Raw genomic sequence first — 1,210 nt, forward strand, 5'->3', positions numbered from 1 at the left:
ATTGGCCCGATCACGAAGAGCATCCTGCCGTTGAGCGCATTCCTGCGTGTGCGAGAGGAACTGGCGCAGTTCGGACAGCACCGTCTCCTTCTCTCGGTCGATGCTGATCATGTGGTAGCTGTCGTTGAGCAGGACAACCCGCGTGCAGGCCGCACTGACCTTGCTGGCGAGTTCATAGGCGCTGCGCGGTGTGGCGCATTCGTCCTCCCGTGCATGGATCAACAGTGTCGGGACGGTCACATCCCCGAGCGAGCGGCGGGTCAGCCGGATCAGGTCACGGGCCCGAAGCAGATCGGCCACGCACAGCGAGGCTGCACCGGCATCCGATTCACCCAACTCCTGCATCTGCCTGGCCACCCAGGCACGCATGCGCAGATCCTTCAAGCCGAAGGGCTCGCGCTCCTTGACGCGGATGCGCCTGGCAAAAGGCGTCACACGGGCCAAGGGCAGCAAATGGGTGTACCAGGGGTTGCCCCAGCCATCGTAGTGCAAGGCGGCCGACAGGCACAGCAAAGAGGCCAGACGGTCCGACCTGAGCGCAGCAACACGGGCCGCCAGAACAGCCCCCAGACACAGCCCACCGATCGACACGGTGTCGCACTCGGCCAGCATGGCATCACAGGCCTTGAGCGCACCGGCCACCCAGGCCTGGGCGGAGCGCAGTGGTGCCTCGCTGAAGGTGCCGTAGGTATAGCCCGGCATCACAGGCACTTTCACCGTGTAGTCAGCCCGGTGCAAGCCTCTGGCAATGAATTGCAGCTCCAGGGGGCTGCTGCTGAGCCCATGAAACAGCAAGATGCCGTGGCGCCCACCGCGCAGGTGAAGTTCGCGCAGGGAGGTCGACGTCTCAGGACGAGACTGCGTTTTCATTCAGAGGGGTCAAGCCAGAAACACGTGCCTCGATGATTTAAAAGAGGATGTTCCTTGCTTTTTTTAAATTCGTATTCCAATCCCTCATGTTAGGGGCTTTGATCGTTCTGTGCCAAGCTTTGGCCACCTGATTTACCTCTGATTAACAATGCCGCCAGATACCCCAAACGGCATGCCCCACAGGTCACCCGAGGGGCAAGACCACAGGAAGAGCTGGGCGAAAAAAAGGCAACCCGAAGGTGGCCCTCTTTGAGGGGCTGTCGATGCCAGGTTTCTGGCACGCGCAAGTCGGTCAGTGCACCACGCCCAGGGCCGTCTTCTGACCGGCCTTGTAGGTGTA

1 protein-coding gene is annotated in these 1,210 nt (G+C 61.3%); it reads right to left on the reverse strand.

The genetic code is table 11. The annotated features are described in order from the left end of the window. Nucleotides 1-870, reverse strand: an 870-nt coding sequence (locus tag I73_RS28150; RefSeq protein WP_022981373.1) for a carboxylesterase, incomplete at its 3' end; no start/stop codon positions are given. Nucleotides 871-1,210 lie beyond the last annotated feature (340 nt).

It is taken from the genome of Ideonella sp. B508-1 (assembly GCF_000333615.1).
GTDB lineage: Bacteria > Pseudomonadota > Gammaproteobacteria > Burkholderiales > Burkholderiaceae_C > Ideonella.